General features: G+C 46.7%; 5 protein-coding genes. 2 read left to right on the top strand and 3 right to left on the bottom strand.

All coding sequences use genetic code 11. The features are described 5' to 3' along the window. From Q5691_RS03605 to ppsA, 3 genes are all read right to left on the bottom strand, one after another. Positions 1-4963 (bottom strand): DUF4347 domain-containing protein (locus tag Q5691_RS03605; RefSeq protein ID WP_333343919.1); only part of this gene is annotated, 4963 nt, incomplete at its 3' end. Between the two features lie 1316 nt (positions 4964-6279). Then, the gene (locus Q5691_RS03610; RefSeq protein ID WP_333209883.1) at positions 6280-6600 is read right to left on the bottom strand and encodes a DUF6464 family protein; all 321 of its coding nucleotides are present in this window, start codon (positions 6598-6600) and stop codon (positions 6280-6282) included. A 257-nt stretch (positions 6601-6857) separates the two neighbouring features. Beyond that, positions 6858-9335 carry a phosphoenolpyruvate synthase gene (gene ppsA / locus Q5691_RS03615; RefSeq protein ID WP_333209881.1) on the bottom strand — a complete coding sequence of 826 codons (2478 nt, stop codon included), beginning with the start codon at positions 9333-9335 and terminating at the stop codon, positions 6858-6860. A gap of 889 nt (positions 9336-10224) precedes the next feature. On the opposite strand from ppsA, the gene Q5691_RS03620 reads away from it, so the two are divergent. Next, a complete protein-coding gene (locus tag Q5691_RS03620; RefSeq protein WP_333343920.1) occupies positions 10225-16713 on the top strand; it encodes a PAS domain S-box protein in 6489 nt (2162 codons plus the stop codon). 266 nt (positions 16714-16979) lie between these two features. Continuing rightward, on the top strand, positions 16980-18185 hold the full coding sequence (locus tag Q5691_RS03625; RefSeq protein ID WP_333270584.1) for a hybrid sensor histidine kinase/response regulator: 1206 nt from the start codon (positions 16980-16982) through the stop codon (positions 18183-18185). Positions 18186-18578 lie beyond the last annotated feature (393 nt).

Raw genomic sequence — 18578 nt, forward strand, 5'->3', positions numbered from 1 at the left:
TTGGTTCCGCTGCGGGTGTGGGTGTTGGTTCCGCTGCGGGTGTGGGTGTTGGTTCCGCTGCGGGTGTGGGTGTTGGTTCCGCTGCGGGTGTGGGTGTTGGTGGTATCGGCGCGGGTATCGGCGCGGGTATCGGCGCGGGTACCGGTGTTGGTGGTATCGGCGCGGGTATCGGCGCGGGTGCCGGTGTTGGTGGTGTCGGCACCGGTGTCGGCGTCGGTATCGGTCCCTTAAGGGGAATGAGAGAGACAGTGGCGACTGCCGCACTGGTGGCGCCGAGGTTATCTGTAGCGCTGTAGGTGAAGTTAGCCCCTATGAAATTGCCCGATGCCTGGAAGAACAACTGGGTAATTTGCTCGGCTGTAAGGGTTTGACCTGCCGTGACCCGCACTCCTTGGCTGGGTTCGCCTAAGAACAGCGTGCCTTCATTGGGTGGCGGCAAGGTGTTTACGGTAAAGGAAACCACCGTCCCGTCTGGGTCGGTTCCTCCGAGTCCGGGGATGTTCACGGTTGTTTCCAGCAACAAAGCGACGCTGGAGTTGTTGGCGACGGGTGGCTGGTCGATGGGAGGTAATAGTGCTAGCAGGGAGGCTGTAGCGGGGGCTGGACTGATGGCGCCGCGGCGGTCTGTGGCGCTGTAGGTAAAGTTGGTGGCGGCGAATTCGCTGGTTGCTTGGAAGAATAACTGGCTGATTTGAGTTGTGCTAAGTCTTTGGCCTGCCGTGACCCGGATTCCCTGACTGGGGTCGCCCAAGAACAGGACGCCTTGATTGGTCGCCGGTAGGGTGTTGATAGTGAAGAATTCGATCGAGTCGTCGGGGTCTTTGGCCGTCAGCCCTGTGAGGTTGACTGTGCTGTCTGGCGCCAGGGTCTTGCTGAAGTTTGTGGGTACCGGCGGGTAGTTGAACGCCAGCGACAGCAGAGAAACTGTGGCGGCAGGACTGCTGCCACCGAGATTGTCCTGGCTGCTGTAGGTAAAATTAGCTCCTGTGAAATTGCCGGCCGACTGGAAGAATAACTGTGTCATTTGCTCGGCTGTCAGGATTTGACCTGCTGTGACAGCGATTCCCCCCGTTGCGGGGTCGCCCAAGAACAGGACGCCCTGATTTGTCGGTGGCAGGGTGCTGATGGTGAATGTAACCACTGTGCCGTCAGAGTCTCCGCCTCCGAGTCCGCTAATTTGGACAACGCTGTTTGGCGCTAGCGCAGCGTTGCTGCTGTTGGCTGATGGAGGTTTGTTGGGTGTGGGCTGGGCGAGTAAAATGGCGGTGGTGACGGTGGCTCTGGACTCGGAACCGTTGTTATTGCTGAGTTCGGGGTCAAAAGTGGTCGATCGACTCTGGGAAGTATTGCTAATAGTGCCCGTCGCTGGAACGACTAATGTTACCTCGCGGTTGATGTTGCTGCCGCTAGTCAAACTGGGAATTGTTGGGAAGGTGACAACCCCTGTCACCGGGTCGTAAGTGCCGTTATCGGATGCGCTGACTCCCGTTAAACCGGGAATGATGCTGTCTGTAATCACTACGTTTTCAGCAGCATTCGGCCCATTGTTGGCAGTAGTTATAGTATAAGTCACGGAACTACCAGCAGGAGCAGATGTGAGACCGCTCTTGGACGTAACCAGGTCGGCCACAGGCTCGATCGAGGTAATGACTTGACCCCCCGCTTCACCCGGCACTGCGACTGTCGAGCCGTTGTTGTTTGTTAAGTCCGGGTCAAAAGTGGACGATCGACTTAATACAATGTTGGTGATGCTCGTCAGGGTAGGCGGGGGTACAAAAATTAGGCGGCGGATGACACTGCTGCCGCTGGCTAAAGTCGCGATCGCTGGGAACTCGATCACTCCTGTGGCAGCATTGTAGGTTCCGCCATCGAACACGCTGACATTACTTAAGCCGGGAATCAGGCTGTCGGTGATGACTACGTTGGTCGCAGGACTCGGCCCGTTGTTGGTAGTAGTAATTGTATAAAGGAGGGTGTCGCCCACCTTGATGCTGGCCGGAGCCGTTTTTTGGGTGACAACATCGGCCACAGGCTCGATCGATGTGGTGACGGTGGCGTTGGGGTTTGTACCGTTGTTGTTGGCCGGAGTTGAGTCGGAAGTGATGGAGGTACTTCTGGCCGTGTTGCTGATGGAAGTTAGGGTGGGCGGTACTGTGAAGTTGAGCGTTCGGGTGACAGTCTCCGCGTTGGCGATTGCCACGGGCGCGAAGGTGACAATGCCGGTTAGTGGATCGTAAACGCCGCCGTTCGATGCCGTGACTCCGGTTAACCCAGGAACTATGCTGTCCGTGATGGTTACAGCTTCTGCAGGACTCGGCCCTAAGTTGACTGTGGTGATCGTATAGCTGACCGAACTACCAGCATTAGCACTCGTAGAGCCCGTTTTTGTGGTTGCGAGGTCGGCGTTGGGCGCAATACTTGTCGTAACCGTAGAGTTAGTGGGAGTGCCGTCTTTGTTGGTTGTCGAACCGTTGTTGTTAGTGACGATCGGATCGAAAGTCGCCGCGCTACTCCGGGCCGTGTTGCTGATGGCAGTAACGGTGGCTGGGGCACTGAAACTGACAGTGCGGGTCGCAGTAGCCGCATTTGCCAGCGCCGTCAGTGCTGGAAAGGTGACAATGCCCGAAACACGGTCGTAAGTCCCGCCGTCCGATACGCTGACTCCTGTTAAACCCGGAATAATGCTGTCAGTGATGGTCACATCGGCAGCCGGGTCGGGGCCTATGTTAGTGGTAGTCAATGTGTAGGTGACGCTTGACCCGGCCGAGGTAGTCACAGGGCCACTTTTGGTAGTAACTAAATCCGCGACTGTATCAACCACTGTGGTAGAGACTACACCAGGCCCCTCGATTTGCCCTGGCGCAAGTACACCGCTGTTGTTACTGAGGTCGGGGTCGAAAGTCGAGCTAGTGCTGAATGCAACGTTGGCAAAACTGCTACCGCTGGTTAAACCGGGCGGCAAATCAATTGTCAGGGTGTAAGTCACAGTCTCGCCGGCATTGAGAACCGGAATTAACGGCCAGGTGACTGCCTTGGTTTGGTTCACGTAAGTGCCGTTGTTGGAGGCACTGAGAATCGGTGGCAATCCGCCCGGACGCAGCAGTTCTAAAGGTATTTCGTCTTGAATCAGAACATTTGTAGCAGGCGCTGGCCCCTTGTTTACTGTAGTAATCGTGTAGGTAATGCTGCCTTCGGATTTGACGAACTGCGGACCGGTCTTGATAGTGGCAACCTCAGCGGCGATACTCGGAGGATTGATAGTTTCAACTACCAGGTTTTGAAGTTCGTGAATGTTGTTGGCGGCTCCTGTGGAACTGCCAAAACCAAATTTGAAAATTGGCGGTACTGGGCCGTTTTCAGTTGCTAAGTTGCGGATGTCGATCAATGTAGTTTCGTAGATGCCGTCTAAATTTTCATCGAAGGCAACGGTGAGGCGAGAAGGTTCCACCGGATCGTTAGATGGATTCAGCGTAATTTGAACGGATCTTTTGGCTAAATTGCGATCGCTCGTGAACGTATTGCTGAAGTTAAAAGTGGTGCCGGGAGGGCCGATAAAGTTAATACTCGTAGGAATGTTATCGATGCCGAAGGGAACGATCGCATTTGTTAAAAACCGATAACCGTTTGCTTGATTTCCTCTAACAGTTACTGAATCAGGTCTGAAAGAACCAATAGAGGAGCCGGGAATCGGAGGTGGCTGTGGGCCAGAGCGCCCTTCTGTAGACGTTGAAAAATTGCCAAACTCGTCGAGCCCAATGCCTAAATAACCTCCCTCAATACCGGGTATACCCGTTCGTGGAGCGTAAGCCACAGAACCGCCATAACCCCCAGTCCTGGTTGGGCTAACAGTGCCGTCAATCAGGAAGAAACCCAGCCCGTCCCCAGGCTGAGGGGTAATAAATGGTTGCGGAGTATTAGATTGCTGGTTTGAACCGTAAGAATAAAAATCAAACTGAACTCTGATACCGTCGGTTGAAGGAATGGGGTTGTTGTAGATGACGAAGGCTTCTCGAAGGTTTACTGCTGGAGTTAATAGCAGAGCGCCATCGCCGGGACTTGCACCGCCCAAAGCCGGAAGTACGCCGGATACAGTGCCTCCGGTAATGCCGGGGATACGTTGATTGGCTGCTGCAACCCCGTTGCTGGGATCAAACAGTGCCCCGTCGTTTCCCCCGTAAATCCAAGGCCCCCTAACTGTGGAGTTTTTGAAAGTTTCGTTAACTAATGTGCCGAGGGCGTAAGGGTAGGCTGCGAGCACTTCTTTTTCAATGGCGATTCTCGCTTTTATTTCCCCGGTCGCAAATTTTAATTCCCAGTCGCCACCGAGTGCCGCACTCCCCGTCAAGTTGTCGGAAGCTGCAATATCTGCACCGACTATCAAGCTCAGCCGCCGCACGAAGGCCTCGCCGCTTTCCCCTGCTGCGACGCTGCACCCGAATAACAAAATACCTCCTCTCTCGCTGAGGGCTTTTCCCCACTGCTGTAGGAAATGGCTGTAAGTTTCTAAGTTGTCGCTGCAGAGTTCGATCGACCCTAGCTGCACCCCCGCTTCTCGACCGTGAGAAACTATCTGAAGGCTGTCTAAATCGCTGTAATTAGCCAAAACTCTAGTAATTTGCTCGACTCCATCCCCCGTCGAGTCCAATACAAATACCTCTGTATCGGCTGTTCCTCCTCTTGCCAAGCTGTCGCAGTTCTCTACTCTGGCATCGAGGAACAGTACATTTTTTAGAGTCTGGACACCCAGAGACTCGGTGGCTCGCAAAAATTCTCTGTGGGGATGCCCAATTCCTCTGTCGCCACGCAGTTTCTGGGACAGGAAATACTCCTCTGTTTTTACTTGTTTTATGTTTTTTTTCTGATGATAAGTTGCGGTTGTTCGGGATTTTGCGACCGCATTCCTTGCGGTGGAGTCACATATTTTGGGGGTGATAAAAATTGGTTTGTTGCAGATGCTGTGCATGGTCAAATTGGCTCACGAATTGTAGATGATGTACCCATTTCCAGATGATCATTATCACTTCTTGAAAAGGTTTAATTGCAGAGTAAGAGGCGGTGCAGCTTGACTTGAATCAAGAGCAAAAAGCGAATTTTACTCAGCACAAAGCCCTGCTATCTTGATATTTAATAGCATTGCCAAGATCGCCGGCAGAAGCGCTGAGGATTTGGGGTTTAAATCCCCAGAATCTCTGTATCGGGTGATATTTGGCTTTCGACTTTTTTCTTTTCTGTTAGCGAGTGTATCTGTTACACGCTTATCTCTTACATCGCGCAGTAGATAATAACACCAGTTCTCAAAAATTTACTTAATGAGGTTTTCTGTAAATCGTCTAATGCACTTTATTTGCAGATAAAATTCACTATTTCTAGACGTATAAACCTGGTTTGAGGGACGAAAAGACTTCTTGGCAGCCCTCGCTCCCGGTAAAAAAACTCGGTTTCTTTGCTTTTGGTGTGCAAGCCCTGTTCACAATAGCAACCAGACATTGATTAGGGAGTGATAGCCGTCACATAATTATGCCGACCTTGCCCGAAGTGTCATTCAACTGATATCTTTTACCATTCTCAATAACCTTTCTATGGGTAGTTCTCCTGCCCAGCCCATAAGAAAATTCACTTATTGTGGAACAGGCCACAAAGCCTATTCTTGAAAATGGTGCAACATATGAGATTCAATTGAAATTGGCATACCCTGTATCGACGAAGCGTCTTAAAAATTCATGACTTGCAGTCTGGAGATAGCAATCTAGGTTTGAGATTGTTTCGCGACGATCGCAAAAACAGATTAGTGCTGCCCACAAGCAACTTCTCAAACTATCAACAAGCTAGTCTTGGAGCTGGTTTCTGTTTAAGATAAAAGCTCGGAACAATGTTTCGTGCAGAATTTTTCATGATGTTTGGGAGAAACTGATTTAGAGACTGGCCCCTCAGCTACTTACGATTTTTGTTGGCTAATTTTTTTAACTGCAGGAGTTACGCGCAGGAGACTAGAAACCCAATTTATTTCTAGATTTCTCGCCACCCAACCAAAATTTATTATCTAAACTTCGTTTCTGATCGTAAATCCTCAACTAAAAAAACACCGATCGCAATTCCCCTGTTATGGCAACTTTAACCACCAACTGTAACCAAGCAATAATGCTCGAATAGGTTTTAACTGCTGAGTTTGGGCGGGGTTCGTCCAAAACAAGCTTCAACCATAATCCTTACACGTAAGTACATATTAACTCATTGATTATTACATCCGCAAATAGGCGTAGATACAAGCACCAATATAAGCTATATCTTTTCACCACGAGCGTCAAGAGCTCTGGCTTGGTAGTACCGACAATCTTGACAGGGCCCAGAAGGATTGACCGCGCAGCGAATGTAATTAGAGCGGGCGTTATACTCGCAAGTGATATCGCCGATCGCATAACCGAGGCTTTGTATGTAAGTGCGATCGGCAGTTTGTAGTTGAGTTCGCATGGATCTATTCGCTACCGCCTGTCTGGCCGCAGCAATTCTATCGCGGGCTTGGCTTTGGGCAGAGCGCATCACCCACAAAGACAGCACCGACGGAGCTAAACCTATGAAAATAATCAGGAGAGCAGTTAGCACTTTTTCAGAGCTTATGTGGAGAATATTTGTTTTAATTTAGGCGATCGGCAACAAAAAATCCTCCTCGACAAGACGGTTTTAAATAAGAAAAGTTCCCGATCAAGTCTCAAACTATGCCGCCCCTGTGTTAACCGTTAGCTGGCGGCTGAGGAAGGCGAATTAAATAACTTACAATTTTAATTGTTATTGTGGGACGGGCGGGACGCCCATCCCACAAACTTTTTGAGAAACCCGGTTGCTCTTCAAAACCAAAACGGTTAAACCTTAGCAATATCCCCCGCTAAATCCATCAACGAACCCGCACCTTCCACCTTAGCAACATCCAACAAAGTCTTCAAAACCGAATCGGGATTCAAACTAATCGAATCAATTCCCAACTCAACCAAGAAACGAGCAAACTCAGGATAATCGCTGGGCGCTTGACCGCAAATCCCAATCTTGCGATCGTACTTCTTGGCCGCTTTAATGGCAATTGCTACCATGCGCTTGACAGCTTCATTCCGTTCGTCAAAAATGTGTGCGACCAAAGCAGAATCCCGGTCTAATCCTAATGTTAACTGAGTTAAATCGTTAGAGCCGATCGAGAATCCGTCAAAAACTTGGGCAAATTCGTCAGCAAATATAACATTGCTCGGCAATTCGCACATCACATACACTTGCAAGCCGTTCTCGCCCTTAACTAAACCGTGTTTTGCCATCTCGGCTAACACTTTTCGCCCTTCATCCGGGGTGCGACAAAATGGAATCATCGGAATCACATTTGTCAAGCCCATTTCGTCGCGAACTCGCTTTAATGCTTTGCATTCTAAAGCGTAAGCTTCGCGGTAATTTGGGTCGTAATAGCGAGAGGCGCCACGCCACCCGATCATCGGGTTTTCTTCCTTGGGTTCAAACTGCCGCCCTCCCAAAAGATTAGCATATTCGTTGCTCTTGAAATCGCTCATCCGCACAATAACTGGATTTGGATAAAATGCGGCGGCAATTGTGGCAATTCCGTGGGCGAGTTTGTCGGTGAAGAAATCGGGTTTGTGTTGGTAAAGTGCTGTCAGTTCTGCAATTTCTTCTTTGACTGATTCATCCACCAATTCGTCAAAGTGAATCAGTGCCAGCGGGTGTGCTTTAATGTGATTGGCAATTATGAATTCCAACCGCGCTAAGCCTACGCCGTCGCAAGGAATTGCGGATAAACCAAAGGCTTCTTCTGGGTTCCCGACATTCATTAAAATTTGAGTGCGGGTGCGGGGTAAATTCTCGATCGCAGTTTCTTGAATTTCAAAAGGAAGCAAACCGGCATAAACTTTGCCTTCGTCTCCTTCGGAACAAGAAACAGTGATTTCTTGCCCGTTTTTCAAGATTTGGGTGGCGTCGCCAGTGCCGACAATGGCGGGAATTCCCATTTCTCTGGCGATGATGGCGGCGTGACAAGTGCGACCACCGGAATTGGTGACGATCGCACTTGCTTTTTTCATAATCGGTTCCCAATCGGGGTCTGTTTTGTTGGTAACTAAAACTTCTCCTGATTGAAATTCAGCGATTCGGTGAACATCTAAAATTACGCGGGCTTTGCCTTGTCCGATTGATTCGCCAACGGCGCGTCCTTTTGCTAAAACTCCACTGCTACCTTGCAATTTGTAGTTTCGCAAAACTTTAGCAGATTTTTGAGATTGTACTGTTTCGGGTCGTGCTTGGACGATAAACAATTCGCCCGTATTGCCGTCTTTTGCCCACTCAATATCCATCGGGGTATAAGTCCCGCGCACTTTAGAGTAGTGTTCTTCGATGATGACGGCCCATTTTGCGAGTTGCATAATTTCATCATCTTGGATGGCAAATTTATTTTTTTCGGCTGCGATGACGGAGACGTTTTTGGTGTATTTAGAACCGCCGATATCGTACACCATTTTGAGGGTTTTGCTGCCGAGACGTTTGTCTAAAATCGGACGAAAACCTTGTTTTAAGGTTGGTTTAAAGACGAAGTATTCGTCGGGGTTGACGGTGCCTTGGACGACGTTTTCGCCTAATCCGTAGGCGGCGGTTACTAATACGGCGTTTTTGAATCCGGTTTCGGTGTCGATGCTGAACATGACGCCGGAGGATGCTAAGTCCGATCGCACCATTTTTTGGACGCCGACTGATAGGGCGACTTCAAAGTGGTCGAATCCCCGCTGTTGGCGGTAGGAAATCGCGCGATCTGTGAATATGGAAGCAAAGCATTTGTGACAGCATTCGAGGACGCCAGCGCAAGCTTGGACGTTGAGGTAGGTTTCTTGCTGTCCCGCGAAACTGGCGTCGGGTAAGTCTTCGGCTGTGGCAGAGGAACGCACTGCTACGTCTGTACTGTCGCCGTAGCGATCGCACAATTTTTCGTAAGCATCCGCGATCGCCGCTTGGAGTTCTCGCGGAAATGGTGTGTCGAGAATCAGTGCCCGCGCTTGCTTGCCTTTTTGTCGCAGGTTCTGCAGATCTTCTACGTCTAAATCGGCAAAAATTTCGCGCAATTTAGCTTCTAAACCCGCTGACTGGATGAAGTACCGGTAAGCATATGCTGTAGTTGCAAATCCGTTGGGAACTCTAACTCCTTGGGGGCTTAACTGTTGAATCATTTCGCCCAAAGAAGCATTTTTTCCCCCTACTAATGGGATGTCGGCGATGCCGACTTCATCAAACAACAATACTAAGGCTTTTTCTTTGGGAATTAAACCGGTTTTTTTTTCAATTGCTAAATTGTCGAGCATTGCTTTTTTCCTCTCAACTTCAGCTCATTTCGGTCAAAGGACAGTAAACAAAAGACAGTTTATTGGGAATTGTAATTTTGTTACAAAAATTCTCAATTTTTCTCCTAGGCTGTATCAACCGAATTTTCGATTGCCTCTATTTAAAGACTATCACTTTTTGGCTAAATAGCAAGGCCTATGGAGATATTTTATTTGATTGCAAAAAGTAAAGAAATTGCAGTAATGAGTTTATGTAAGGTATTATAAAAGAAGGGGTAAAAATATGAATAGCGAAGATATTTCCCACGGCTTTTTTGGCGTTGAGCGCTCATGGGTGTGGGGAGATAGCTTGGATTGTGTTGGTAGCGGAATCCAATGGCAATAAAGGGTGGGGTTCGATCGCGCGATCGGCTGAACCCGCCCAAAAACCGATACTTATTTTCCGAGAAGAGTCGTGAGTCGCCGAAAATTGGAGATTCTAGTTCCACATCCCCGATTCATCTGTGGACTAAATCTAAAATCTAACATCGTGTCACAGGGGCGATCGCCGAAAAAAATACTAAGCAGCTTAGTTTCCTCCTGAAACCCAGCGTCTAAAAACCTTAAAAAATTTCCCCCTGATTGCGTTAGCCTACTTAGAGGAAAAACACAATCGCATAGATATCAGATATTGTACCATTTTTAATAAGCCTTTTAAGGGCTGGTTAGAAGAAACCCTCCCCAGAAAATTTACTATTTGTGAAATCGGCAGGAAAACCCCTTCTTTAGAACCGTCCAACATCTGAGATAAAGTGCATTGTAATTGTTGAACCAAAGAGTTTTTAACTGGTAACGGCAGGATTTGTGGCTAGACAATTCTTTATATGCTATAATAGTTGGCTACACTGCCTTCTGACAAAAAATAAGGTATATGATATCAGTTTTGAGCCCACCCGCAAAGCGAAACGGCTTTAAAGTTCTTCTGGTCGAAGACAATCAAGCAGAAGCCGATCTGATCGAAGAATTATTATTAGAAACAAATGTCAGTAGAGCCGAACCCCAAAGGCTATCAGTAAGTTGTACAGACCGTCTCAGCAAAGCGCAGCAACTTTTGGTCAGCGAACATTTTGATGTGATTTTACTAGATCTTTCGCTGCCCGATAGCCAAGACTTAAATACAATTGTCAAAATACAAGAATATAGCCTAAATACTCCGATTGTCGTACTGACTGCCCGCAACGATGAAGAGCTTGCCGTGCAGTCAATCCAAGCCGGAGCTCAAGATTATCTAGTGAAGCGAAAAATCGACAGCGAAGTGTTAATTAGATCGCTTCGTTACGCAGTCGAGCGACAGCACAACCAAGAAGCTTTGCGAAAAAGTGAAGAAAAATATCGCTCGGTAGTCGAGAATTCTCTCGTCGGAATTGCCATTCTTGCTCCTCCTATTTCCCCCTCAGCACCAGAAAAATGCGAGTGGTTAGAAGTGAACGATGCTTTGTGCGATTTGCTGGGATACGATCGCCAGGATTTTTGGCATGAGAATTGGGAGATGTGGGTTTTTCCTGAAGACTTGCAGGCAAGTTTAGAACAGTTAAAAAAAATTTTTGCAGGGGAGAGTGAAGGCTATGTTCTAGACAAAAGGTGGCGCAGAAAAGACGGACAAACAGTTTATACTAGAGTTTCCCTGCGCTGTATTCGCGCCCTAGACGGCTCGATCGACCACCTGATTAAAGTAGTCTTGGACGTGAGCGATCGCTACCGTTACGAAGCTCAATTAAAAGCATCAGAAGAGTTTTTAAATCACACAATTAATTCTACTCCTGACCCGATTTTTGTCAAAGATGAGCAGCACAGATGGATCGTATTAAACGATGCTTTTTGCAATTTGATAGGAAAAAGGCGATCGGAACTGATTGGCAAGTCAGGATACGATTTTTTACCCCCAGCACAAGCGGCTTTTTTTGGGCAACGAGACGAGCAAGTATTGCAAAGAAGTTTTGCTGAGGAAACAGAAGAATTGTTTACCGATGGCGGCGGTCAAGAACGCATTATATCTACTAAAAAAACAGTATTTAAAAAAGCCGATGGGACTAAAATGTTGGTCGGAACAATGCGAGATGTGACTGACTACAAACGCCAGCAAATAGCGTTGCAGGAAAGCGAAGCTCGATTTCAAATAATGACGGACAACGTGCCGGGAATGATTTATCAATATCGGCTTTATGGAAATGGAAAAACATCTTTTACTTACGTTTCTTCTGGCAGTTGGCAGCTCTACAATTTAAAGCCAGAACAAATAGAAGAAAATGCCACGTTGGCTTTTGCAACTGTTCACCCGGACGACATCTCAGACTTGCAGCGATCGATCGCAAATTCAGCGACGACTCAGCAAGCTTGGCAACACCAGTGGCGGCAAGTTATGGGAGATCGAGTGAAATGGCTGCAAGGCGCGTCAAAGCCAGAAAAGCAAGCCAACGGCGATATAGTTTGGGACGGTTTGGTGATGGATGTTACGGAATTGAAACAAACCCAGCAAGACCGCGATCGATTTTTTAATCTCTCGCTGGATTTACTTTGCATTGCAGGTTTTGACGGCTATTTCAAACGATTAAACCCCGCTTGGTCAAATTTATTAGGTTATAGCAGTGATGAAATCTTAGCCAAACCTTTGATAGAATTCGTGCATCCAGAAGACCTAGAAATTACTCTAGCGGAATTAGAAAAGCTTAAAAAAAGCCACCCCGTTATTAGCTTAGAAAACCGCTATCTTTGCCAAGATGGTACTTATAAATGGCTATCGTGGACAGCATCGCCGTTTGCAGAAGAAGGTTTGATTTATGCAGTGGCTCGCGACGTTACATTTAGCAAGCAAGCTGAAGCTGAATTGCGTAAGAGCGAAGCCACCAACCGCGCTCTTTTAAATGCGATACCAGACATGATATTTCGCTGTCTGGCAGACGGCACTTTTGTAGACTTCAAACCGGCCAAATATTTCGAGAATATCCTACCACAACAAGCATTAATTGGCAAAAAAGCACAAGACATATTACCGCATGCTTTTGCTGAAAAAATCTTGTCCGGCAATCAACAAGCGATCGACACTGGCGAGATTCAAGTTGTAGAATATCAAATGCCAGTTAATGATGAATTGTACGATTTTGAAGCGAGAATTGTTTTCTGCACGGATGACGAAATTATCGCGATCGTCCGCGACATCACCAATCGCAAACGTTTCGAGTCAAAACTCCACCGGCAAGCAGCAGCAATGGCTGCCGCTTCCGAAGGTATCGCCATATTCAGTGCCGACCAAGAGGTGATTTATTGCAACGCAGCCCGACTCAAAATCTACGGTTACGACTCTCTCGAAGAAATCTTAGGTAACAGTTGGAAAATATTCTACCAAGGTGCAGAGCTGCAAAGGTTCGAGCAAGAAGTCCTGCCGAATTTAGTGCAGAAAGGTTCTTACAGCACCGAAGCAGTAGGATGCCGTCGCGACCGCTCGGAAGTCCCTATAGATGTCTCGCTGACAATGCTGCCCGACGGGGAAATCATTTGCATTGTTCGCGATATTTCCCAAAGAAAAAAAACAGAAGCAGCACTGCGGGAAAGCCAGCGGTTAACTCAACAAATTGCTGGGGCAAGTCCTAATATGTTGTATGTTTATGACTTAATAGAACAAAAAAACATCTATGCGAACGCTTCTATATACCACATTCTCGGCTATACAGTAGAGGAGATTCAGGCAATCGGGCCGTGGATGATGTCAACTTTAATCCACCCCGAAGATTCAATCAAAATGCCTGATTATTTACTGCAAGTAGAAACAGGCAGCGAAGGAGATATCTTTGAAATTGAATACCGAATTAGGCACAAAGATGGTTCTTGGCGCTGGATGGTCAGCCGAGATACTGTATTTGCGAAAACAGGAGACGGTAAGTTAAAACAAATTCTCGGTACGGGAACTGATATTACAGAAAGCAAGCAAGCAGAAGATGAAATAAAGCTGTTGCTGGCAGCAACTCAAGCTATTAGTCAGTCGGCAGATTTTCACAGCGCTCTCCCAGATATTTTGCGGTTGCTGTGCAATGCGATCGGCTGGAATTTTGCGGAAGCTTGGATACCGAATGCTAATGGTACTTTTTTGGAACACAGCGAAACTTGGTACGCTAGCGATCGCGATTTAGATAGGTTCGGCCGCGAAAGTAAAAAAATTAGATTCGCCGCCGGAGTGGCAGTACCTGGACGGATTTGGTCAACCAGAAATGTAGAATGGATTGAAGATATTTCTCTAGCCAAAAATCATCTTTTTGCCCGATCGCAAATGGCGAAATCAGTCGGATTGAAAGGTTGTTTCGGAGTGCCAATTCACGCTAGCTCAAAGGTGCTGGCAGTTTTAGTATTCTGCAAGCGCGATCGCTCGATTATGGAACCGCGTATAGTAGAGTTGGTCAAGGCTGTAGCGACTCAGTTGGGCGATCATATTCAGCGCAAACAAGCTGAAGAAGAATTGCGTAAAAGTGAAGAACGCTGGCAGTTAGTTCTCAAAGGCAATCAAGACGGAATTTGGGACCTGAATCTTCAAACAAATGAAGCTTTTCGATCGGCCCGCTGGCAAGAAATTATCGGTTACGCAGAGGGCGAAATCGACAGCAACAACAGCGCATGGATCGAGCGCATCCATCCAGACGATCACTCACGAGTGCAAGCAGCGATCCAAAGTTATCTCGATCGCCAAACCCCCAATTACGCCGCCGAATACCGCTTGCAGTGTAAAGACGGTAGCTATAAGTGGGTTCTCGCCCGCGCTCAAGCAGTGTGGGACGAAGCCGGAAACCCTCTGCGGATGGTGGGTTCAATGACGGATATTAGCGATCGCAAAGCAGCAGAATTAGCTTTACTGCAGGTCACTCAAGCCGTCGAAAGTACCAGCGACGCGATCGTGATCGCCGACTTGAAAGGGCGGTCTATTTACCACAATCAAGCCTTCATTCAGCGCTACGGCTACACGGTGGAAGAACTCAATGATATTGGCGATATGACCGCGTTTTATGTCCGGTATAAAAATTACAAACAAATCTATAAAAACCTTCGCCAAGGTCGCTCTTGGTGTGGCGAAGTTGCGCTGCAAACTAAAAGCTACGAAGCAGTAACTGCTCTGGTGCGAGCCGACAGTATTCAAGATATTAATGGAAATTACATCGGCTTAATTGGAGTAATTACCGACATCACAAAACGCAAAGAAGCTGAACTGATTTTGCGGCAGAAGTTAAAGCGCGAACAGTTGGCAGTAGCCATGCTGGAACGCATTAGATCTTCTCTCAATCTTGAAGAAATTCTTACCAAAAGCGTCGAAGAAGTGCGGCATTTTTTGCAAGTAGACCGCACTATTATTTACCAATTCAATCCAGATTGGAGTGGATTTATCGCTGTCGAGTCGGTTGCCGAAAATGTCCGACCAATTGTAGGAATGGAAATTTATGACCCCTGTTTCGGGGCAGCCTACGTTCCTCTTTACCAAGACGGCAGAATTAAAGCCATAGAAGATGTTCACAATGCTGGCCTGGCCGACTGCCACTTGGCTTTGTTGACTCGTCTCGATGTTAGAGCGAATCTGGTAGTGCCGATTTTGCAAGGCGAAAACTTGTGGGGGCTGTTAATTGCCCACCACTGCACGGGCCCGCGTCCCTGGCAGCAATTGGAGGGAGAGTGCCTAAAACAATTGGGGGTGCAGTTGGCGATCGCCATTCAGCAATCAATGCTATTTGAACAAGCACAAAGCGAAATTGCCGATCGCAAACTTGCAGAAGCCGCCCTGCAATTAGCTAAAGAAGCCGCCGAATCCGCCAACCGCGCTAAAAGCGACTTTCTCGCCAACATGAGCCACGAATTGCGGACGCCTTTGAACGGCATTTTGGGATACATCCAACTGCTCAAAGTCGATAAAAACTTTACCGCAGATCAGCAGGAAAGCCTTAACAACATTCACCAGTGCGGCAACCACCTGCTGATGCTGATTAATGACGTTTTAGACCTCTCGAAAATCGAAGCTAGTAAAATGGATCTGTCGCTGACAAACGTGCATTTTTCTAGTTTTGTGAAAAGTATTATTGATTTGTTCCAGATGCGCTCTGCTCAAAAAGGAATTGCCTTTAATTACGAGCAGATGTCAGCGCTGCCAGACGGCATTTTGGCAGACGAAAAAAGGTTGCGTCAAGTTTTGATTAATTTGCTCAGCAATGCCGTTAAGTTTACGAACAGCGGCAGCGTTACATTCAAAGTCGGTTATGCAGAAACTTTCCCCGATAATTATCCTCAAACCAACTGCAAAAATTCTAGTTTGACAGCGGAAATTGCCCCTCCAACAATTAATTTGACCGCGAATATAGACGCGGAGCAAATGTCTAACCCGCCGCTAGGAACAACAGAAGCGCGCGAGGTGAAAACAGACAATACTGGCCGTGCCCCTACCCCTAAAATTCGCTTTCAAATCGAAGATACCGGCATTGGCATCGGGCAGAATAAATTAGAAGAAATATTTTTGCCTTTTCATCAAGTTGGCGATCATAAAAATTTCGTTGAAGGTACGGGACTGGGACTTTCCATCAGCCAAAAATTAGTCAAAATGATGGGCAGCCAAATTTGCGTCCAAAGTACCTCTGGCAAAGGCAGCATATTCTGGTTGGATCTAGACTTACCCGCAGTCGCCCAGTCTTCGGAACTCCCCTCCCGGCAAGAAAAAAGGCGGCTTGTAGGTTTTATCGGCCTCCAGCGGAAAGTGCTAATCGTGGATGATCACGAAGTAAATCGCGCCATGTTGCATAGGCTGCTTTTTCATTTAGGCTTTGAAATTGCAGAAGCTACAGACGGCGAAGACTGCTTGCACAAAGCACAGGAATTTCTACCGGATATAATTTTAATGGATTTGCTGATGCCCGTAATGAACGGTTGGGAAGCTACCAGGCGGCTACGACAGTTGCCGGAATTAAAAGATACGGTTATCCTTGCTTTGTCCGCTAACGTTTACGAGACTACCAAGCAAGAGAGCATACTTGCAGGTTGCGATAATTTTCTCACCAAGCCGATTCAAACTAATGAGCTTTTAGAATTATTGCGCCTGCATTTGAGACTAGAATGGGTTTACGAAGAAAGAGCACAAACCAAAAAGCGCACAGATCAAACTGCAAAAGCATCTTCTGAGATTGCTGCTGCTGACTCAACGATGGTGTCTCCTGCCTCAGAGTCAGTCTTGGCGTTGTTAAGATTGGCTGCAATGGGCGATATTGAAGCTATTCTGGAAGAAACTGCTAAACTCGAACATTCTGACCCGACATTAGTGCCTTTCGTTCATCACCTGCGCCAACTTGCTAAAGGATTTCAGCTCAAGCAAATTCGAGATTTTTTGAAGCAACATTTGTCCTAAAATTGACGGTAGCTAACAGACAACTCAAAATCAGTTAAATCTCGCGCCCAGAGTACCATTCTCAATTAGGTGTTGTGGCCTCCCGCGAAGCGACAACTTAATTTGCTTGGGCGGCCCGGACTCGCAGCCGGCTCCTCAAAGGGTTATTGCAAATAGAAGCATCTAGGAAGCAACCGGGTTTCTAGAGCCGCCAAAAATTCATTGAATCCGATTTAACGTCACAACCCACAACTCAAAAATCAAAAATTTGAATGTTTCCCTTGAATATGAACGATAAGAATTCCGACAGAAGCATCATACTAATTGTCGATGACAACCAAACAAATCTTGACGTGCTTTTCGAGTTGTTAAGGAATTACGGGTTTAAAGTATTAGTGGCTCTAGACGGCGAAAGTGCGATCGAGCAAATTGACTACATCCATCCCGACTTGATTCTTTTGGATATCATGATGCCAGGAATTGACGGTTTTGAAACTTGCCGACGTTTGAAAGCAGACCCGTCAACGCAAGATATTCCCATCATATTTATGAGCGCCCTTTCCGATACGCCTGATAAAGTAAAAGGCTTTCAGACAGGAGCAGTTGACTACATCACTAAGCCTTTTCAGCACGAAGAAGTTTTGAGCCGGATTCAAACCCACTTGACAATCCGCAGCTTGCAAAAAAAACTCGAAGAAAAAAACCTCGAACTTGCCCACCTCAACCAAAACCTTGAAAGACTTGTTGAACAAAAAACCAAGCAATTAATAAACCAGGAAAAAACAGCCATCATCGGACGTTTGACTCAGGGCATGGTTCACAACCTCAAAAGTCCCCTGCAAGTGATCCAGACTAGCGTCGATTTGATTGAAACAAAAGCCACACAAATTCAAGAAGACTCTCTGTTTAACTATACTAAGTATATTTTTCAAGCCGTCACAAAAATCAATCAGATCATGGATACCCTGATGATGAAAAGCCGAAACGAGCAAAAGCAAGATTTGCACCCGGTGAATATCAACGATTTAGTGCAGCGAGAAATTCAGCTATTGGAAGGCAACCTGTATTTTAAAAATAAAATTAGAAAAAAATACTTTTATGACGAAGAAATTGCCAGTATTCCATTAATTTATTCCTATCTTTCTCAAGTATTTTATAATTTAATCAATAATGCAATGGATGCTATGTGGGAAAAGAAAAGCAGAGAAATAACTATCGTGACTCGGCAAGACGACTCGAACATATACATGGATATTGCAGATACGGGATGCGGCATATCATCTGAAGATTTGCCAAAAGTTTTTGACCCTTTTTACACATCCAAGCCGCCTAAAGGCGAGGAAAAAACCGCAGGCGAACCGACAGGAACAGGTCTAGGACTTTATACTTGTATTGAACTTTTAAAGCCTTTTAACGGTGAGATTGCTATTAGCAGCAATGTCGGTCAAGGCAGCGTATTTACAGTTGTGCTGCCCAAACCGCAGACAAATTGAGCGACTCAACTGAGTTAAATTATGTCCGGTTAGACAACCATAATTAAGTTTGTAATTAAATTTGTAGCAAGGAATGCAAGTCTTGGTTACTCGATCAAGAGAGGACTTGCATTGCTCAATACAAGCGCTAATGGCGGGCAATTAACCGGACACAATCTCAGAGCGTATTTTGTAAATCAACGGTAATTCTCGTAGCTTAGTAGTAATACCATTTCACAAATAAATAATTTAACTTTAGGCAAGCTTTAAGCGGCAATTTAAAATCTAAAATTTCAAAGGCTATCAGCAATGCCAATCCTGATTACTCCGCGCTCTTTTGACTTGCCTCTTGCTATTCCCCTGCCAAAGGTTGTAAATTAAAATAGAGTAAAGTTGCAATATTTGTAAGACTAT

Source organism: Microcoleus sp. w1-18aA5, assembly GCF_036701705.1.
GTDB lineage: Bacteria > Cyanobacteriota > Cyanobacteriia > Cyanobacteriales > Microcoleaceae > Microcoleus.

Excerpts from the sequence above, each read along its gene's own strand:
- Q5691_RS03620 (WP_333343920.1), top strand. The coding sequence starts at position 10,225 with ATGATATCAGTTTTGAGCCCACCCGCAAAGCGAAACGGCTTTAAAGTT.
- Q5691_RS03625 (WP_333270584.1), top strand. The coding sequence starts at position 16,980 with ATGAACGATAAGAATTCCGACAGAAGCATCATACTAATTGTCGATGAC.
- ppsA (WP_333209881.1), bottom strand. The coding sequence starts at position 9,335 with ATGCTCGACAATTTAGCAATTGAAAAAAAAACCGGTTTAATTCCCAAA.